This window comes from Neoehrlichia mikurensis (genome assembly GCF_019186785.1).
GTDB lineage: Bacteria > Pseudomonadota > Alphaproteobacteria > Rickettsiales > Anaplasmataceae > Neoehrlichia > Neoehrlichia mikurensis.
In genome coordinates, this window is record NZ_CP066557.1 from 334,003 (window position 1) to 353,700 (window position 19,698).

Sequence of the window (19,698 nt, forward strand, 5' to 3'; positions counted from 1 at the left end):
GCATGCTAAATTGATAGATAAATTTCTCTTTTATACAAAATATATTATGTAACCTTTTTATAACCCAAAAATATTAAGCCATAAATAATTTTAAAGTAAACAGTTAAAAAAAGCACATTCTAGTAATATAAGAATATATACATTAACATGCGTGTATTACCATATCATAATACACATTCAATGTTGATTTACAAGCTCATAATATAAGAAAACTTCTAGAGAATAAAAGTAGAGGTTAATAAATTTTACAAGTAAAAAATAAGCAAATTGTACATCAAATTAGAAATAAACAATTTTATACTTTCATTAGCATATTTCAAAAATAACATTTGATACCTTTTAATATCATCTTGATAAAAACCACTTTTACTTTAAAACTTACAAAAGTATAACTCTAACATAGTATAAAAATATCTAAACAATTCCTATTTAAAAGAAACTGTCACAATTAAGTTAATAAATATGATACTATAAAACTAATAGGCCGTACTTAACTTTAATCCATCATATGCTATAACAACCTCACTATCGACATAACTACTAACATAACTTTTAACATCGTTGTAATCTATATCATGACTCATATGAGTTAAAACAGTGATTTTAGGATTTAAGATTTTTATCCACTCAATACATAAATCTACATGTGCGTGAGCATATGTCTCATCATATCGCAAACATCCCAAAACCAATATTTCAATATTTTTTAATAAATTAAAGGACTTTTCAGGAAAAAACTTTACATCTGTACAATACGCAATTCTATCATTAATAACAAACCCATTTGTTTCAATATTTCCATGGATTTGCTTTAAAGACACTATTTTACACTCTCCAATATAAAATATCTCATAAGGATACACAACATTTACTGTCAAGTAACAACATTTTTTCCAAGGAGTACTAGGTCTACTAGGCACAAATAAATAAGCATAACTTGAAAGTAACATACACAAAGTATTAAAATCACTATATATTGGTATATATTTCAGTTCATTTTTGGGAGCAAATGCTTGAATTTCCCCTATTCCAGCACAATGATCAGAATGACAGTGTGTAAATAAAACAGCATCTATAGCATTAATATTATTATTTAGTGCTTGTATACGCAAATCAGGAGAAGCATCTATTAACAAGCTTAAGTTTTTATATTCAACTAACGCTGATGCCCTTGTCCTTTTATTATATTGTAACCCGGAATAACATACCTTACAAACACACCCTATAGATGGAACACCTACTGATGACCCACATCCAAGAATTGTAATATTCATAATAAAAATTTACTTTATAGCTTACCACAGTATCATTTGTTGCTTAATAAATCAACACTTATACATAAACACAAGTTTATTGTAAATATCTTAAACATCACATAATACTATGAAAACCACCTTCTAATACCTAAATGCGTATTTCAAGTACTCATTCATTAGATATTATATTTTAACAAAATACAAAACATCTAGTTCATGATTAGCATGGCCCTTTTATTATATAACAAATTTAAAACAATAAATAACCTACTCCTGCTAAAAAAATTTTCTTAACAGTCAAAAAAAATATACTATAATATGTTCTCCGCCAATACCACAAGTAAAGGATATATCTTACGTGGAATATTATTTACATTAATTTTATATAGTAAAGAACATGCTCTATATTTGTTGCATCAATTAACTAAATATCTTATATCTACTATTTTTTACCAGATGACCTATATAATTATTTAATATAAAACATTATCATAATACTCATTAAAGCTTATATTTTGTCATTATCTTAATTAATCAATTAAATAGCATTAAAATTTATAAAAACTTTTTTTTGTAAATATATCAATATTCTTTACTATATATCCCTTAATGTATTATTTTATATTATACATAAGTTATTATAACAATGTAAACTACACGTATATTGCTAAATTTCAAACAGAATATTAATCATCTGTTGCACGAAGTGTTTTGATAACATCTTCATCAAAAAAAATACTTCTTATTGAATTTGCCTGTGTCTTTCTTTTTTGAAGTCCAGCTTTATATTCAATATCCTTAATATTTTGTTCATTAAATTCTTTACCTATATCAATTAGATCGCTATCCATGCTAGCATAAAAATTACATACTTCCGCTTTTAAAATTTCAATTTGTTCCTTATCAATATTAACATTTTTTGTGAAAATTTTAACTAAATAATTTGACATTATATCAACATTACCCAGAGATAAATAACATAACGAAAGCCCTGATGCATCCCTTTCAAGATACTTACATCCTTTTCTTCTAATACCTAAAACTTCATATTCTAGTTTATCTTCAAAAAATTTTATAGCACATACATATGGCTTACATTCTTTTAAAGCATCAATAAGCCCTACACAACTATCAGCATGAGATTGAAAACTATAGCAGACAGCTACTATAACATATACACTAACTTTTAGGATGTTCATCATGACTCTTGCCTGATATACTATATAAATCAAACACAACATTACCATATACTACAGGGATAAAATCCCCTGCAAGGTTATGTTTTATTATATCATGCGTAATTTCTTTGCTTTTTGTTAACTCAAAAGACCTAACAGCAATATAGCCAGGAATATCATATTTCACGGCATGCATAAATAAAAAAACATTCTCATCAGTTATGGAAGTAAATCTTATTACTATATTATGTCTTACAACATCTATGTACTGCTTCTTATAATTGTCACTAACTAATATAGGAGAAGATATAATAATTTGTGGACTCAAAATTTTATACTTCACACATAAAGTATTAATTAAGGATTCTAAATTATTAACATGAGACATACTATATACATTTGAGTTTGATATCTCTTGCCATACAGTAAAATTATTGTTAAGTTCAGTTTCATGCTTATGCAGATTTACTATTTCAAAATTTATTTTTTGAATTTCACTTTTAATATCACTAATACTTAATTTTATATTATAATTATAATAGCAAACAGAACAGAAAATACACAACAACAACACAAGCAATATACTATATGTTACTAACTTTACATAAGAACCTCTTTTTAGCATATTTCCTACTTATTTGATAAAATTAATGTTTACATATTTATTATCAGTATGTTCATTATATATAGAAATATTAACTTTATAATTATCAAACATATTATAAGCAATAACCTTCAAAGCTTCATAATGTGTTAAAAAGTCTTTTCTTAATTTAAATTTTAAACTGACCTTCATATTTATTTCTTTATCTTTAGTAACACCCCATGACAAATAATTAATACTAAAATAAGAAGATTTTAATTTATGAAACTGCATAATATTATCAAGAGAAAAAAAACTAGTACTGGATAACAACTTATACATATCTACTGTTTCACGCATTTCATTAATTTTTATAAAATCACAATCACTTCTCATACTATTAAATTTGGAAGCAAGTTTTTCTTTATGTTGAAATAATTGAACTTTTCTCTTCAAATTCACATTAATATTAAAAATACATAAAGCATTTAACATACAAAGTAATACCGACATCCACATACAAGATGGTATTATATATTTGCACATTAATGATGATCTATAAAAAAGATGTGTTTTTTTTGTATGCACTATATACAAAGGATTATGCTGAGAAATAGCATATAACATAACCGTATCACAATATACACTAACAATATTAGCAGATTCTCTTATCATTAACACTTTTGCTAATTCATATGGTGTAAAAATATAAATATCTATTTTTTGAAAATCAAAAGCTAAAAGACTTGCCTTAATATCGCTAGGAATAATAACATATAGACTTACTTCATCTTTATCTTGTAACCCAAATTCTGCAAGATAACGGATAGTATTCTCTATTTCTTGGTATATCTGTCCAGCAATAATATCTGGTAATAACTCATCTGCAGAAACAGCTATAACATTGGTAAAAACTATTTTACCATTATCTAAAACAATTTGTCGGAAATCATTTGTTTTAGTGTATGCTATTAGCATAGTCCATCTTCTACAACTTTTGTTATGTATTTTAAGTAAATTATTAGTCACATTTACTAGCTCAATAGGGAATAGTAATATTCCTTTAAAATTATTTGAATATTCTAAAATTATATCAATCAACGATTGAGACAATTTATCTTGAATCTTGCATTCAACAAACATATAATGCCAGTTATTATCTTCTTTGCTAGGCTTAGATATTAAAAATGCAGACTTTACCTCATAATCATGCAAAGTATCATAAGATTTCATATTAATTAAATACCTAATTATAAACCTACTAGCTGCAGGTATAGTTTGTCTTGTGTATATTTGATGACTATAATTCAGTAAAAAGTATACAGGTAAATCTCTATTAGAAACAATTAATGACTTAATATCACAAAAATTTGCATCGTTCATTTCTTCGAAAAAATATTTATGCAATATCACATTATTAACAATACTCAGTATTGCAGCACCATTGTCCCCAATAGAAATAACTATTTTATCTTTACATAATGACTTAAAAAATGACATAAATCTCTATGTTAGTTTTACTATCAAAAGTTCCTCAACTTTTAGTTTACATGTATTAGTATATAAAAAATTATTAACTAACATTTAATCACATTTCACATATAAAATTATTACATAACATTAAGCGGAACTTTCTAAGAATTATTGTATACAGCCCCCATTTTTTACACATTTTAATAATTAACAATATTCTATTTTTAATCATATAAAAATTATCTTTACAATTTACTCCCTCAGTTAACTCTTGAGAAAACTTTTCTATAATAGTTCTTCCGATAACCTATCAATAGCATTTTCAACATTAATGTTATATAACTCAATACCTCTCCTACTGACAGGAATATCCTCCATATGAACTATTCTATGATGTCCTTTTTTATTTTTAATATACCTAAAAGCTAAAAATGCTATAGCAATCAAAAAAAATAAAGGTACTATAATTGCTACAGCTAATAATGATGCTCTACTACCTGCATTATCTAATACATTATTCCCTGTAATATTATTATTTGTTAAATACCCTACTTTTGAAGAGTTAAGCATATTTGCTGACCCATTAAATGGCAACAAAATATTATCATTTTTACTTAAATTATGTTTCTTATGTGTATTCTCATGTAATTTTAGATTTTTATTAACTATACTATTTTTATTGCTACGATTCGCGGGAGTGCTTTGTAATTTATCCACTTGATTCAGTGAACTTGTAGAAGTTACAGAATTATTTAATATAATATCATCCTTAATAGTACCAGTAACATTGTTTCCTGTAGCATTTACGGCTTTATTTAAAGTATTAACTATAGTATGATTTTGCAACTCATTAGTAACACTTGTAGTATACACAGAAGTAGTAGAACTTTCTTTCTGTATATCACCAGAAGGAATATTTGCCTCATGGTTATTATATAATACTGTAGCATAAGAAGTAGTAGAACTTTCCTTCTGTATATCATCAGAAGGAATATTTGCCTCATGGTTATTATATAATACTGTAGCATAAGAAGTAGTAGAACTTTCCTTCTGTATATCATCAGAAGGAATATTTGCCTCATAATAATGATTTAATGTAGAATTTTTATAATTCTCATGTTTATATGTGACTACTTTTGTAGAATATTTTTTTATAACTCCATTAACATTCATTGTTAATCCAATAACATTATTATCTGATATCTTATTATTAAGCAATACCTGTCCATTCATCATACGATACCAATCAACAATAGGATGATTAATATCCACATCAAATGCTATAATAGAGTTTATATTTTGATGTAATAAATCATTAGCAGGAATTATATATATAGTACTCTTATTATTAAAAATAGTCGTAACAATTACATTACCATTATCATATTTAACATATAATGCCTTAACATCCTCTTGAATATTAACTATATCATAAATAATACTTTGTGTAACATCACCATAGTTAGCAATTAACGCTAATTGTTTAGTCATACGAGATAAATCTTCGCTGTATATATTTCCTATATATACAATATGTACACTATCACCAACATTAATAAACTTGATTAGCTCTATATAACTTCGTGGCATTTTAACTGTATTACCACTAACGATACACCTATAATTACTAACTAAACAATCTTCTGATTGTTTAGTTCTTAAATAATTTATACTGGATTTGTGTATTTTAGAAAAAAACTTATACTGTTCCAAGTGCTTACTAATATACGTAAAATTAAATTTACCATTGTTAATATTTGAAGATATGATGAGATCGTTATGTTCTTTCTCATATCCTACAATCTTAAACAAGTAATAACTTTGTACTAAATTATTTCTACTTCTTGGTTTGATAACTTCATAATTATTGCCTTTAACTCTCCACATTACATAAATTCTATCATCCATATTAGCTCTTCTATCTTTTAGTGTCTTCGCAATAACTAAAAAATCTCCTCTATCATCTTGCCGTATAATAACAGGATATTTATAAATAACTGATTTATTCTTTACATAACTATTGAGCTCTATTTTCTTAACCTGAGAAAACAATACACCATTTGTGTTTAATGCATACATTTTTAGAAATAAAGTATTAGCATTACCTTGTGTATGAAACTTTTTTTCAATAAACACACAAGCTAAAAAATTAGCTTCATCTTTTTTCCAAAATAATATCTCTGGTGAATAATTTGTAATACCCCTATCAATAGGCATATCATTTATTTTGAATGTATTAGTATCTCCACTAGGTAGTAGTATTTTAATATATAAATCACTATGATTATTCATTGCATAATAGATAGTAAAAATAATTCCCTCATATTCAAAGACATCAACACTATTCTTTTGAAAAAGTTCTACATCATAATTTGTATTTTCTTTCAAATTACCAAGTGCTCTACTCATTATATTAACCCCAGTCTTCTTATCAAAAGAGACATCTTTATTTACTGAATTGAAGATATTATTCTGTATTAATATCTTGTTATATGTGTTTTTCATTACTTAAAACCTTAAATAAATTAACTTTTTAAGAGTAGAATATTTAACTTTTAAGTAAAAAATCAATATTTTTTTAAAGAAATTAATATTTTGTATTAAAAATAACACTTAATATATTAAATTAATAATAATTATATGTTATAATATCAAAATAAAATTGCAATTTATCACTATTATCAATATTATATAGGATTACCTTTTACATTTAAGTAAACAATGAATCAGTATGACTTTATAATCATTGGAAGTGGTCCGGGAGGATATATAGCAGCAATACGTGCTGCACAGTTAGGGTATACCGTAGCAATTATAGAGAAAGAACAAACTTTAGGTGGAGTATGTTTAAATTGGGGATGCATTCCAACAAAATCACTACTTAAATCTGTTGAATTATATCAAACAATCAAAAAAGCATCCTCATTTGGATTAAAAGTTAAATCATTAGAATATGATCTTGATGCAATTGTGCAAAGATCACGTCAAGTAGTTGATAAATTATCTAAAGGAATAAATAGCTTAATGCTAAAAAATAACATAGTAATTTATTACGGAGTTGCTAAGTTATGTGGTAAAGGATTTATAAAAGTTATTAATAATGGCAATAGCATAAGTTTATCAGCAAGACACATAGTAATTGCCACAGGCAGTAGAGCAAAGAATTTACCTAATATTAATTGCGATAATGAAAATATATGGAATGCCAAAAATGCAATGATGCCAAAAGCACTTCCAAAATCCTTGCTAATAATCGGCAGTGGCGCAATAGGCATAGAATTTGCCAGTTTTTATAATGCGCTAGGAAGTAGTGTCAGTATTATAGAATTACAGAATAACATATTACCATTAGAAGACCATGAAATATCAAAAACAATGCATGAGATACTAATTAACTATGGTGTCAATATTTATACAAATAGCTCAATTACAGAACTTAACAGATGTAACAATATTATGCAAGCTACAATACTAACTAACCATAATACAACAACTACTATTGCATGTGAAAAGGTAATACTAGCAGTTGGCATACAACCAAATACAGAAGATCTAGATATTAAAAATACAAATATTAGTATCGATAACTTTGGATTTATTATTACTGATAAATACTGTGCAACTAGTGAACCAAATATTTATGCTATAGGAGATGTTGCAGGGCAACCATGTCTTGCTCACAAAGCAAGCCATGAAGCTATATTATGTATTGAAAAAATAGCAAGTGAAGAAAAAAAATTACATAAAAATATTCATCCACTTAATAAGAATAATATACCAAGCTGCATATATTCAATACCGCAAATTGCTAGTATAGGGTTAACTGAAAAACAAGCAAAAGATAAAGGACTAAAAATTAAAGTTGGAAAATTTCTTGCACAATTTAATGGTAAAGCCATTGCTTCAAATGATACCGAAGGATTTGTAAAAGTCATTTTCGACAAAATTACAGGAGAGCTACTAGGAGCACATATGATTGGTGCAGAAGTTACCGAAATGATTAATGGATATGCTATTAGCAAACAACTTGAAGCTACAGATTATGACATATCATCAACAATTTTCCCTCATCCAACACTTTCAGAGATGATGCATGAAGCCATATTATCCGCAAATAACGAATCTTTAAATAGTTAAAATAAAGATTTACACATTATATAGTAATATTATGTATAATAGGGGCATTATTTATTTTTCCAATAGTCTTATTATCTATATTTTTTTTAATCAAGAGAAACAGTATAATACATATGAGTCATATCATGACTCCAATGATGAACAAATTTTTCAATGAACTTTATAGCAATAGGAATACAAGCAACGAGATGTCAATAAATGAAGCACTAGAGATATTAGGACTAGAAGGTAAAGCAAATAATGAACAAATTAATATGGCATACCATAAACTTATGAAATCTGTTCATCCAGACAAAGGAGGCTCTGCTTATTTTGCGCAAAAGCTTAACCAAGCACGTGATAAACTATTGAATTCTCATCATTAATATTAAATTACATAAAAAATTACTATTAAAATTAGGTAAGAATGATAATCACTCAACATTAATTATATACATATACTTAACTTATATCCTTATGATTATTATTTTAAGTATCCAATATTTACAATATCCACAAACAATGCTATTACCCAGCTCAATAACTTAACTTTTTTAAACTAACATTAACTATTCATCATATCAAAAAAGTCATTATTGTCCTTTGCTATGCTCAGCTTATCCCTTAAAAATTCCATAGCTTCTATAGAACCCATAGCTGACAATAATCTCCTCAATAACCATACCTTCTTTAAACATACACTATCTATTAACATATCTTCCTTTCTTGTCCCAGATTTTGATATGTCTATTGCTGGATATATCCTCTTGTCAGCTATCTTCCTATCAAGGATTATTTCACAATTACCTGTACCCTTGAATTCCTCAAAAATAACCTCATCCATCTTCGATCCTGTCTCTATCAGTGCCGTTGCTATTATTGTTAACGATCCTCCCTTCTCTATATTCCTTGCTGCACCAAAAAATCTTTTTGGCCTTTGTAATGCATTAGAGTCTACTCCACCTGTTAATACCTTACCTGATGACGGTATTACTGCATTATATGCCCTCGCTAATCTCGTTATTGAATCCAATAATATTACTACATCCTTCTTATGCTCTACCATCCTCTTGGCTTTCTCTATTACTATCTCCGCAAGTTGTACGTGCCTATACGCTGGCTCATCAAATGTAGAACTCACTACTTCTCCCTTCACTGACCTTAACATATCAGTCACTTCTTCTGGCCTTTCATCTATTAATAAAACCATTAATTCCATGTCTGGATGATTTACAGATATTGAATGTGCTATCTGTTGCAATATTATTGTCTTGCCTGCCCTGGGAGGCGCTACTATTAATGCCCTTTGCCCCTTCCCTAAAGGTGCTATTATATCTATCGCTCTCATACTGATATCTTTCTTATCAAGTATATCATTACATTCCAATAATATCCTCTCTTCAGGATATAATGGTATTAAATCATCAAAATGCACATACCTTTGTAACTTACCTATCTCTGTAAAATTTATGTTATATGCTTTTACTAATGTAAAATATCTCTCCTTATCACTAGGAGCTCTTATTTCACCATTAACTATATCTCCAGTCCTTAAATTAAATTTCTTTATTTGACCAGCGGATATATATACATCATCACTACTCGCAGCATAATTAGCTTCCGCAGATCTTAAAAATCCAAATCCATCAGGTAATACTTCAACTACACCTCCTCCTATTGCTACTCCTCCTCCACTGACTACCCTCTTCATTAAATGAAATATTATCTCTTGCTTTAGCATCCTTCCATTGCTAACTACTCCTAGCTCCTCTGCTATTATCAATAACTCCTCAGTGCTCTTCCTCTTTAGCTCATTTAGACTTAATACCTTTGATAATACTTTGTCCTCATTAACAGACTCTTGCTCTCTCTCTACTTCCTCAATAGTAACATCATCTGACATAAAACTCTCTCTTCAATTGAATTAATATAAGAATACAATTTTCAATGCAATGCACCTTACACACTTAAACCATACAGTAATTCATACATAAATATGTAACAATAAACTATAAAAAACAATTTTACTATTTTTTAGATTAACACCACTTTTACACAGACCTAACAAACTTTATTATACATAAATGATATAAAGAAGGGTATTATGACATTGTACTAATACAGGTAAACCCTATAGCACAAAAAATTATTATACAAGATATTTTTAAAAAATCATAAGAAATTTAGTATAACTCATAACGTAAAAATACCACATTACCTATTATATCTACATAATTTGTAACTCAAATCATTTTAGCTCATAGTACTAACACAACCATATGTTATAACCTTATAAGCATAAAACTTACTAAAAAAGCGCATTTACACCTTTTACTCAGCTACATTAAAACACGCAACCAATCAAATAAATTTAAATCATATGATGATAAAATACCTCTTAGTAACACACAAGTTATTTTTAGTGTAATATAAGTTCATTATCAATATAATACTTAAACATATAAAAAAACAACTAATAAATAAAAAGTATTCCTTTACTATATTATATAGCATTATAATTAAATAATGCAATCTCAGAATAAAACTTACATTATATATTTTCATTATTAATGTATTAATTATTATATACTAATTACTTGAATAACGATTTCCAATGTTCTAAATTAAACTTCTTAATATATGTTATATAACTACAATTTCTTCAACAATACCATATAAGAACAGATTAATTTTAAAATTCAGATATTTAAATATATAAATAAATCTGATAATACTAGGAATTCTTTTTATTTCTAACATTATATAATTCCACGCTACAATAAATTAAGTACAATTAATTAAAAAACATAAAAACTTATGTAAACAATTCAAGCGTTTCAACATACTATCACACTTAAATCATATTATCATCATATGAACACTATGTTTTAATACAAATATATTAAATAAATTTTATTGTGCTATAGGTGCTTTTATATGATATACATCTGCTCCCTCTATACAAAAACAGTCTTGCAATAAACAAGATATAACCTCTAGCAAATCACCTATCTAATATATTCACTATTAGGTTAAACTTTCAACACATAACGTTTTTATACAAATACCAAAGCACACCTCACACAATTACCTAAAAATTAACATATAATGAATATAGATTATTGCGGATTTATTCATTAGTGTTAAACTAAAAAAGATAGCATTTTAACGTGACAACAAAATATGAAAAAGATACTAACAATTTTTACTATAATTGTATTAATGAGCACTTCATGTTTTAGCAAACAAGAAGTACGCTCCATAGCAGAAGATAATCACATAAAAATTATCAACTATAATCCGCAGTCTATACATAAGTACACAGGATTTTATGGATATCAATCAAGTATATTATTTGAATCTGATGAAACAATTGACACCATATCAATGGGTGATTCAACAGGATGGCAGTTAATGCCTAAAGGGAATCGTTTATTCATCAAACCTATTGCAGATAACGCTAATACCAATGCAACCATCATTACAAATAAAAGAGTTTATTACTTTGAATTACATGCTGAAGAAGCTACAGGTCTAGATGATGCAAGGCTAGCTTATGAAGTAAGGTTTTTATACCCTTCTACTGATGTCAATGATAACTCAGGGTTAGATAATGGAGGTATGATGTTTCCTATCAATCAAACCCAAATACCAGATCTCACAGACATTGATACTGCAAGGAAAGGAATAAATTTTAATTACTCAGTTTCTCATAATCGTGGTAGTGAAGGCATTGTACCTTTAAAAATATTCGATGATAATAGATTCACATACATGCAATTCCCTACTGTAAATGCTAGTTTACCGTCTATATTTCACATAGACTCAGAAGGATACGAATCCTTAATTAATTTTCGTATTGTAAATGATTATGTAGTAATTGAACGTGTGAGTCATGCGTTTACTCTCCGTCATGGATCTGATACCGTATGTGTTTTTAATAATCATTTAAAATAAATTAAAAACTAATCATTGCGTTATTATAAAATTACTTTATACTTTTATAGTTTACCATAGGAGTTATAATGTCTTCCATTGAGCAAATTAATGATAACAACTTTAGTGATAAATTAAATGAGAACAGTGGTGTTGTTCTAGTAGATTTTTGGGCTTCATGGTGTGGGCCGTGTAAGGCTTTAGAGCCTCAACTTGAAAAGTTAGCACAAAATTACCAGGAAAAAATAAGAGTATACAAGTTAAATGTTGAAGAAAACCAAAATACTCCAATAAAATACAATATTAGTGCTATCCCAACAATATTGATTTTTAAAAATGGCATCAAGTTATCACAAATTATTGGGGCAGATATATCTAAGATTATAAATGAAATAAATAATTGTATTAAATAGAAGATGACTTTCCGTTAAAACTTTTATTTATTGTTATAGCATTAAAATATATTTAAGTGGTTATTATATTGCAGTTATATAACTGCTACTTTCTCGGCATCAACGAAGTTTACTTATGGACATAAAAAATTTTCAAATTAAAACTTAGGCAAGTTGAACTTCAATAAATAACCCAATTAAAGATACTAGAATCATTATCTTTAATACAGGCATTTTATTATCAATTAATGACCAAGCTTTGTAACTTATAAACCTTAAAATTATACTAATATAGTTAAAAACTCAGAACTCACAATAAAATTATACTAATATAGTTAAAAACTCAGAACTCACAATATACTAAACAATTCTTGATATAAATAAATTTCTGCTAATAAATAATTAAGTCATATTTGTATAATTGGTAGTTCTTATTAATGTATAGATATTATTATAATCTATTAACTTAATAATAACTTACAGATAAACTATATATTATTATCAAATACCAAAATTTTTGCTAACATTTACTACAAAAACACCTTATACTGGCCTTTTTATTAAAACTTAACACATTGATATTATATAGCACTTAAAAATTAACTAATTACCAATCATAAATAACATTAATTATATTTGATATTGTAAATCCATTAGGGTATATACTCTTATATTATTTGTATAGTAAAAATTACAATAATAAATAGCCTACCTATTTACATATACACATATAGTAGCTCTACCATTTGTAGTTGCTTTTATCACAAGATATAAAGTAATTTTACATAGATAATTAAAAATTTTATAAATTAATGAAAGACTTTACTAATTAAATTAGTGATAAAATTTATCTACTTTCTTAACTACAATGTTTATAAACTTGTATAGATAATTGATATATAATACATTAATTGGCAACTAAGTAGTTGCCTTCTATATCACTAATATGTACATTAATGATACTTTTCAAATCAGCATTTTGGTTATAAAATTTCACTAATGCAAAATTTTCTGCTCTACCAAAACCTATTTTTTCAACAATAATGTTTTGTTTTGTATCAAGTAGAGTTCTATACAAAATTTTTAACCTCTTTTCACCTAATTCTCTTAAATACCTTGCTCTTTCTTTCCTAACGTGTGCTGCAACTTGAGGCATCCTAGCAGCAATCGTACCCTCTTTTTTTGAATATGGAAATACATGTAGATAAGATATATTTGCTTTTTCTATCAAATCAATAGTATCATAAAACATACTATCAGTTTCCGTAGGAAATCCTGCTATAATATCTGCACCAAATGCTATATTCTTTCTTAGACTTCTCACCTTATCACAAAATTCTAAAGCTTGATTTTTACTATGTCTACGTTTCATTCTTTTTAAAATAACATCATTCCCAGACTGTAAACTCATATGCAAGTGAGGCATAAACCTTGGTTCATCCTTAATAATATCAAAAAGATCATTATCTACCTCTGCAACATCTATTGATGACAGTCTTAATCTTTGTAAACTAGGAACTGACTTCAATACCCTTTTAATCATCATACCAAGTGAAGGTTTCCCAAAAATATCCAATCCAAAACCTGTAATATCCACACCTGTAAAAACAACTTCATTATATCCATAATCAACAAACATTTTAACTTGACTAATAATATCTTCAATAGGCATTGATCGATTATTACCTCTGGCTTTAGTAATCACACAAAATGTACATTGATGATTACACCCATTTTGTATTTCTATAGAAGCTCTTGATTTATCAGCAAATCGTGTCAAAACATGAAATTTAGGTTTATCAACATTCTCCATGTTACTCACACTAATCATGTCATCATTAATATAACTTTTGTATTGTAACTTATCTATATTACCCAACACTTTTACTACACCAGGCATTCTTGCATATACATCTGGATTTAGTTGAGCAGCACAACCTGCAACTATAATTTTAACACCAACATTCTCTTTATAAAGTTTACGTATCTTATGTTGAACTTGACGCTCAGCTTCATTAGTAACAGCACAACTATGAACAACAACAACATCCTTTAATTTTGCTGCTTTTAAGTACTTTTTTATAATCTCACTTTCATAAAAATTTAACCTACATCCAAAAGTAAAAACTTCATTCATTATAAAACTTTACTCACACCTAATCACTTTAATATAGCAAGAATAACAAGATTAGCTTATAGTTTCAATTTTTAACTCCATACCCTTAATAACATTAAGACAATATTCATATAAGCTCTTGCCTCTTTCATATAGCTGCATACTTCTCTCTAGACTTATACTACTACTTTCAAGTTCTTGCACTATTACTTCCAACTCATGCATTGCACTTTCAAATGTTAGTGCATTATTATTAAGGGTAGACATTTATTAAAAAATTATGTATATATTCTAGCATTATAGCATATTTTCTTAGGCTACAACAAGTGTTAAATAATGATATATTAGTTAAGATATACAAACCAACAAAAAGTGCAATGCAATCTGGTGTACAAAAATATAGCATGTGGAAAGTAGAGTTTTGTCCTGCAAATACAAAATATGTTGAACCACTTATGCAATGGATAGGATCAAAAGATACGCGCCAACAAATACACTTACTATTTACAACAAAAGAGCAAGCAATTGCATATGCAGAAAAAAACAATTTTAAGTATATCTTACTACAAGAACGTCCTTTACAAAAAAAACCTAAATCATATGCAGAGAATTTTACAAAAATTAAAGGTTTATAAAAAAATATAAACTTATGCTAAAGTAGTAGCTTAGCATTTACGCAAAAAACAATTTATATGTTTCTCATACTACTATCAAAAGTAGCACCATTATATGTAACAATCTTAATAGGATTTACTGCAGGTAAATTGCTGAACCCACATAGCCAAACCATAGCAAAATTACTATTTTACATTATGGGTCCAGTTGTTGTATTTTCCGGAACTTCAAAAATAACCATAGATAAAGCAGTTATTTCTTTACCATTATTGACATGGTGTATTTGTTGCATTGTCTCACTTCTTGTGTATAAAGTATCAGCCTTAATTTTTAGAGATAATACAAGAAATATTTTAGCATTCAGCTCTGGAAGTTCTAGTATGGGGTTTTTTGGATTACCAGTAGCACTAGCATTATTTGATAATCACACTGTATCATTATATCTTTTATGTTATGTAGGTATGTTACTTTTTGAAAACAGCTGTGGATTTTACATAGCAACACAAGGATTATACACAGCAAAGCAGTGTATGAGAAAATTAGCAACCTTACCAGCTTCTTATGCTATAATTTTAGCACTAGTTTTCAGTTATTTTAAAATACCTGTACCAGAGTTTTTACTTAATACAGCAGTTAATATACGAAGCACATACATAGTACTCGGAATGATGTTATTGGGAATAGCAGTAGCAAATATAAAAGTATTTCATATTGACTGGAAGCTCATTTTCTTAACAATCATAATTAAATATGTAGTATGGCCAATCTTTATTTTAAGCTTAATTTTCATTGATAAAACAATTACTCAACTATACTATCAAGATGTATACAAAGCACTAATTTTATTAGCCATAATCCCTATATCAGGCACAGGAATGATGTTAGCAACAATGCTTAATTATCAGCCTGATAAAATAGCAATAATGCTACTTACTAATACAGTTATAGGGTTATTTTACGTACCCTTACTGATATCCTTACTACTTTATCTACATTTATTATAAATATAAAAAACTTTTCAAGTTTTCTTAATATAATTACATTATACAATACCTACTCTTAAAAATATTTGTATAAACTTTATAGAATATACTTTAATATCAACTAGGTATTATATAATAAAAATATCACCTTTGAAATACCATACACGCGCTCATCCAAAAAAATGTATTGTTCTGGGACAGAAATTTGATAGCCTTTTCTTACTCGTAACGTAACTATACTACCACTTTTACACCAATTAAACTGCGTTAAAATATTAAGAGATATATCAACAAATTTAATATCATGATATGGAGGATCAATAAATACAATATCATACTTCTTTATAGCTGCAGATAACCTTTCTACATCGCAGCATACAGTAATAACCTGATCCATCACACCTAAAGCCATAGCTGTTTTTTGTACTAATTGTAAATTATTATAATTAATGTCTACCATATATGAACTTTCTGCACCACGCGACAATGCTTCAAAAGATAATGAACCACTACCACAAAATAAATCAAGAATATACAATCCTTGAATTGACACATATGAACGCATAATATTAAAAATGGATTCTCGAACTATAGAAGTAGCAGGCCTTGCATCTAACGCATTTCCAGTAAATATCTTTCTACCACGATATTTACCTGCAGTTATGCGTATCACCCTAATACCTCTCAACGAGATGGCTTCTATGCAATTGAGACATTAACTGCATACTCTTTATATCTATCTTCTTTATAGATATACTTTGTTTAATATTATCAATTTGATTTTTATCAAGAAACTGTTCATCTTGCAAATTCTTTTCTCTTACTTCACAAAGCACAATAATATTTTCTTTATTATCAGATGCAAAATGCAATACATCATTAACTTTTGCATTTTGTAGCAATGACTGCATCTTAGTAGATAAGTCTTTCACTTTAACAACAAAATTTAACACATTACCTAATTTCAATTGTGAAACAATCTTATTAAAAGTTGAACAATCCACCTTAGAATTTTGCAATTTCATCATTTGATCTAATTTGTTCTTGTCCTTGCTACTAAACATCACCTGCTTTAACATTACTTCACTGTAAATAAATTTTTTACTAATCTGCACTTTATCCAGTAATTGCATTATTAAATAACCTTGCTCAAATTCTATAGGATTCATTACCTGACCTATATTTGCATTTATTAGATTTGCTTTAATTTTATGATCAAGTGAATCAACATTAATACCACTAATTTCATCTATACTAATACCATAATTCTTATAGCGATCTCTAATATCGTGAATACTAACATTACTAAGTAGTGCTTTTAGCACTATTTTAACAATATCTTTTGATTTTGATGGAATAAACACCTGATTCAAGCTTACCATGGTCTCAAATTTATCAGACTTGTTTTCTGCAATATAATTATCGACTTCGTCATCAGATACATTAATGTACGGAATAACTTTTACCAATAGGATCTTATCCCAAATTACTTTAGATTCTATATAACGTAAAACTGTTGTATAATCTAAATCATTTTTTTGAATATAATCTAACAAACTCATACTACCATTGGCATCAATAAACTTTAGTATCCTATGTGTAGCTTCTTTTATATCTGACTCATTAACAGAAATTTTTAAGTTTTTTGCTTCACTTCTCAATAAAGCTTCGTCTATTAAAAATTTTAAAGACATACTATCAGCTACTGTCTCATCAATCCTATGCAACAATTTATCAAACTTAACTCTTTTTTCTACATCCAAGCTAGATATTAACTCATCATCAACAGTAGCAACTATCTTAACACTAGCAACACTACTAACACAATATAATAAAGCTATAAAAACAGTAAAAAGTCTTACAATACGTAGCATATATAATTACACATTTAATCCCGCTAATTTTATAACAAAACAATCTAATGTCAAAAAATCTTTATTGAAAAGTATTCCTACTTTCATACTTTATTGATATAGTACAGAAACTTTACCAATTTCCATAATCATTAGATATGAAAAAAACCTTTATGCTCTTTTTACAAGATATATATTTATGAACAACCAGTAAAGGGGCGAATGACCAGGATTGAACTGGCGACCCTCAGTGCCACAAACTGATGCTCTACCAACTGAGCTACATCCGCCATTAAGGTTTTATGGATTACCACACTTTTATCATGATATCAAGTATAATCCTGAAAAATTAAATTTATACTTTACAAACTTCCCTCAGAAATCAAAAAAACCCTTTTCTATTATTAACGTATAAAACACTATAATATTTACATTATATTATTACTTTAAACAAACTGCAATTATACATTCAAATAACATCTTTGAGTTCTGCTATTCATGTATACTAAATGTTTTAATATTTTCTAAATAAACTTCATTTTTAAATAACAAAGCATTTATTTAAAAAAAACTACACAATTATTCTGTTTTAATCTAGTGATCTTATATCAAAAAATATCATAAATTAATATATGAGAAAATGCTTTACTATTGCCAATAAGATATAATGTATTGGATAGAGTTGCAGGATTATTAATAAATTTTATTAAAGTTTCCTTGTTGTTTACATTTTATAATGAAAACTTCTTGTTATGCTTTTTTTTATTCTTCTAATGACAAATAATAAAGGAGTTGTTTCCCCTGCATGGTTTTAAAATCTTATTATATTTCATGTTATCAACGAAAACACTTATCACACAATAACTTATATAAATAATAAAATTAATTATACTTGATATATGTTATCAATTCATTGCTCTATTAATCAGCATTATTGTTATTTTATCAGGTTGATAATTAAGCATTATTGCTAGCATTTTAAACATATAACCAATATCAAAATGTTGTAAAAATATTAATCAACAATATTTCTATACTTACAATAACCCAAAGTCTTAGTAAGTACATAACGTACAAAAAATCCATAATTCATAATTATCCAGCATAAACTTGCATTATTTACTATATAAAAGTATATTTGTTATATTAATATAATTACTATACAGCAAATGATCATAATTTAACTTTAGCTACTTT

General features: G+C 27.2%; 16 protein-coding genes and 1 tRNA gene. 6 read left to right on the top strand and 11 right to left on the bottom strand.

The window, feature by feature from the left end:
• Window positions 1-476 precede the first annotated feature (476 nt).
• The 5 genes from HL033_RS01290 to HL033_RS01310 all read right to left on the bottom strand — a co-directional run bounded on the left by HL033_RS01290 (window position 477) and on the right by HL033_RS01310 (window position 6,995).
• Window positions 477-1,274, bottom strand: a complete 798-nt coding sequence (locus HL033_RS01290) for an MBL fold metallo-hydrolase (protein ID WP_218194299.1) — start codon at window positions 1,272-1,274, stop codon at window positions 477-479.
• Between the two features lie 668 nt (window positions 1,275-1,942).
• Window positions 1,943-2,458, bottom strand: a complete 516-nt coding sequence (locus HL033_RS01295; protein WP_218194300.1) for a hypothetical protein — start codon at window positions 2,456-2,458, stop codon at window positions 1,943-1,945.
• Window positions 2,436-3,059: a hypothetical protein gene (locus tag HL033_RS01300; protein WP_218194301.1), complete on the bottom strand. Its 624-nt coding sequence runs from the start codon at window positions 3,057-3,059 to the stop codon at window positions 2,436-2,438. Before HL033_RS01300 ends, HL033_RS01295 begins: the two co-directional genes overlap by 23 nt.
• A gap of 9 nt (window positions 3,060-3,068) precedes the next feature.
• On the bottom strand, window positions 3,069-4,517 hold the full coding sequence (locus HL033_RS01305) for a hypothetical protein (protein ID WP_218194302.1): 1,449 nt from the start codon (window positions 4,515-4,517) through the stop codon (window positions 3,069-3,071).
• A gap of 258 nt (window positions 4,518-4,775) precedes the next feature.
• Complete coding sequence (locus HL033_RS01310) at window positions 4,776-6,995, bottom strand: hypothetical protein (RefSeq protein ID WP_218194303.1); 2,220 nt, start codon at window positions 6,993-6,995, stop codon at window positions 4,776-4,778.
• Window positions 6,996-7,211: 216 nt separating this feature from the next.
• On the opposite strand from HL033_RS01310, the gene lpdA reads away from it, so the two are divergent.
• Window positions 7,212-8,627, top strand: coding sequence for a dihydrolipoyl dehydrogenase (lpdA, locus tag HL033_RS01315; protein ID WP_218194304.1), 1,416 nt, complete (start codon window positions 7,212-7,214; stop codon window positions 8,625-8,627).
• Window positions 8,628-8,740: 113 nt separating this feature from the next.
• On the top strand, window positions 8,741-8,992 hold the full coding sequence (locus HL033_RS01320) for a J domain-containing protein (protein WP_246575302.1): 252 nt from the start codon (window positions 8,741-8,743) through the stop codon (window positions 8,990-8,992).
• 179 nt (window positions 8,993-9,171) lie between these two features.
• Here the strand turns inward: HL033_RS01320 and rho are convergent, their stop codons facing one another.
• Window positions 9,172-10,509: a transcription termination factor Rho gene (gene rho, locus HL033_RS01325; protein ID WP_218194305.1), complete on the bottom strand. Its 1,338-nt coding sequence runs from the start codon at window positions 10,507-10,509 to the stop codon at window positions 9,172-9,174.
• Window positions 10,510-11,789: 1,280 nt separating this feature from the next.
• On the opposite strand from rho, the gene virB9 reads away from it, so the two are divergent.
• Window positions 11,790-12,563, top strand: a complete 774-nt coding sequence (virB9, locus tag HL033_RS01330; RefSeq protein ID WP_218194306.1) for a P-type conjugative transfer protein VirB9 — start codon at window positions 11,790-11,792, stop codon at window positions 12,561-12,563.
• A gap of 68 nt (window positions 12,564-12,631) precedes the next feature.
• Window positions 12,632-12,955 (top strand): thioredoxin, encoded by a 324-nt coding sequence (gene trxA / locus HL033_RS01335; RefSeq protein ID WP_218194307.1) that lies wholly within the window; start codon window positions 12,632-12,634, stop codon window positions 12,953-12,955.
• 886 nt (window positions 12,956-13,841) lie between these two features.
• Here trxA and mtaB read toward each other — a convergent pair.
• Both mtaB and xseB read right to left on the bottom strand, forming a co-directional pair.
• Window positions 13,842-15,071: a tRNA (N(6)-L-threonylcarbamoyladenosine(37)-C(2))-methylthiotransferase MtaB gene (gene mtaB / locus HL033_RS01340; protein ID WP_218194308.1), complete on the bottom strand. Its 1,230-nt coding sequence runs from the start codon at window positions 15,069-15,071 to the stop codon at window positions 13,842-13,844.
• A gap of 51 nt (window positions 15,072-15,122) precedes the next feature.
• On the bottom strand, window positions 15,123-15,317 hold the full coding sequence (gene xseB, locus HL033_RS01345) for an exodeoxyribonuclease VII small subunit (RefSeq protein ID WP_218194309.1): 195 nt from the start codon (window positions 15,315-15,317) through the stop codon (window positions 15,123-15,125).
• A gap of 59 nt (window positions 15,318-15,376) precedes the next feature.
• On the opposite strand from xseB, the gene HL033_RS01350 reads away from it, so the two are divergent.
• Both HL033_RS01350 and HL033_RS01355 read left to right on the top strand, forming a co-directional pair.
• Window positions 15,377-15,685, top strand: a complete 309-nt coding sequence (locus tag HL033_RS01350; RefSeq protein ID WP_254815548.1) for an ETC complex I subunit — start codon at window positions 15,377-15,379, stop codon at window positions 15,683-15,685.
• Between the two features lie 57 nt (window positions 15,686-15,742).
• Window positions 15,743-16,669 (top strand): AEC family transporter, encoded by a 927-nt coding sequence (locus tag HL033_RS01355; RefSeq protein WP_218194310.1) that lies wholly within the window; start codon window positions 15,743-15,745, stop codon window positions 16,667-16,669.
• 100 nt (window positions 16,670-16,769) lie between these two features.
• Here the strand turns inward: HL033_RS01355 and rsmD are convergent, their stop codons facing one another.
• The 3 genes from rsmD to HL033_RS01370 all read right to left on the bottom strand — a co-directional run bounded on the left by rsmD (window position 16,770) and on the right by HL033_RS01370 (window position 18,791).
• Window positions 16,770-17,321 carry a 16S rRNA (guanine(966)-N(2))-methyltransferase RsmD gene (gene rsmD, locus HL033_RS01360; RefSeq protein WP_218194311.1) on the bottom strand — a complete coding sequence of 184 codons (552 nt, stop codon included), beginning with the start codon at window positions 17,319-17,321 and terminating at the stop codon, window positions 16,770-16,772.
• 1 nt (window position 17,322) lies between these two features.
• Window positions 17,323-18,522, bottom strand: a complete 1,200-nt coding sequence (locus HL033_RS01365) for a SurA N-terminal domain-containing protein (protein ID WP_218194312.1) — start codon at window positions 18,520-18,522, stop codon at window positions 17,323-17,325.
• Between the two features lie 196 nt (window positions 18,523-18,718).
• Window positions 18,719-18,791, bottom strand: a tRNA-His gene (locus tag HL033_RS01370).
• Window positions 18,792-19,698: the final 907 nt, after the last annotated feature.

Bases quoted from the DNA above. Each gene is read 5' to 3' on its own strand.
- HL033_RS01290 (WP_218194299.1), bottom strand. From the start codon at position 1,274: ATGAATATTACAATTCTTGGATGTGGGTCATCAGTAGGTGTTCCATCT.
- HL033_RS01295 (WP_218194300.1), bottom strand. From the start codon at position 2,458: ATGATGAACATCCTAAAAGTTAGTGTATATGTTATAGTAGCTGTCTGC.
- HL033_RS01300 (WP_218194301.1), bottom strand. From the start codon at position 3,059: ATGCTAAAAAGAGGTTCTTATGTAAAGTTAGTAACATATAGTATATTG.
- HL033_RS01305 (WP_218194302.1), bottom strand. From the start codon at position 4,517: ATGTCATTTTTTAAGTCATTATGTAAAGATAAAATAGTTATTTCTATT.
- HL033_RS01310 (WP_218194303.1), bottom strand. From the start codon at position 6,995: ATGAAAAACACATATAACAAGATATTAATACAGAATAATATCTTCAAT.
- lpdA (WP_218194304.1), top strand. From the start codon at position 7,212: ATGAATCAGTATGACTTTATAATCATTGGAAGTGGTCCGGGAGGATAT.
- HL033_RS01320 (WP_246575302.1), top strand. From the start codon at position 8,741: ATGAGTCATATCATGACTCCAATGATGAACAAATTTTTCAATGAACTT.
- rho (WP_218194305.1), bottom strand. From the start codon at position 10,509: ATGTCAGATGATGTTACTATTGAGGAAGTAGAGAGAGAGCAAGAGTCT.
- virB9 (WP_218194306.1), top strand. From the start codon at position 11,790: ATGAAAAAGATACTAACAATTTTTACTATAATTGTATTAATGAGCACT.
- trxA (WP_218194307.1), top strand. From the start codon at position 12,632: ATGTCTTCCATTGAGCAAATTAATGATAACAACTTTAGTGATAAATTA.
- mtaB (WP_218194308.1), bottom strand. From the start codon at position 15,071: ATGAATGAAGTTTTTACTTTTGGATGTAGGTTAAATTTTTATGAAAGT.
- xseB (WP_218194309.1), bottom strand. From the start codon at position 15,317: ATGTCTACCCTTAATAATAATGCACTAACATTTGAAAGTGCAATGCAT.
- HL033_RS01355 (WP_218194310.1), top strand. From the start codon at position 15,743: ATGTTTCTCATACTACTATCAAAAGTAGCACCATTATATGTAACAATC.
- HL033_RS01365 (WP_218194312.1), bottom strand. From the start codon at position 18,522: ATGCTACGTATTGTAAGACTTTTTACTGTTTTTATAGCTTTATTATAT.